The following is a 394-nucleotide window of genomic DNA, read 5'->3' on the forward strand; positions in this document are numbered from 1 at the left end:
TCCTGGACGTGGGCGGCGGCGCCACCCCCGAGAAGGTCACCGAAGCCTTCAAGATCATGCTGAAGAACCCCAAGGTCGAAGGCATCCTGGTGAACATCTTCGGCGGCATCATGAAGTGCGACACCATCGCCACCGGCGTGATCACCGCCTGCAAGGCCGTGAACCTGAACGTGCCGCTGGTCGTGCGCATGAAGGGCACCAACGAAGAGCTGGGCAAGAAGATGCTGGCCGAATCCGGCCTGCCCATCATCGCCGCAGACACCATGGCCGAAGCCGCGACGAAGATCGTTGCCGCCGTCAAGTAAGCCCGGAGAACACTCATGTCGATCTACATCAACAAAGACACCAAGGTCATCACCCAAGGCATCACGGGCAAGACGGGCCAGTTCCACAC

At 60.7% G+C, this 394-nt stretch carries 1 pseudogene; it reads left to right on the top strand.

The window, feature by feature from the left end:
- Window positions 1-305 (top strand): annotated as a pseudogene (gene sucC, locus K9U40_RS24450) (succinate--CoA ligase subunit beta); the annotation flags it as partial.
- Window positions 306-394 lie beyond the last annotated feature (89 nt).

This window comes from Xanthobacter autotrophicus (assembly GCF_030015065.1).
GTDB lineage: Bacteria > Pseudomonadota > Alphaproteobacteria > Rhizobiales > Xanthobacteraceae > Xanthobacter > Xanthobacter autotrophicus_D.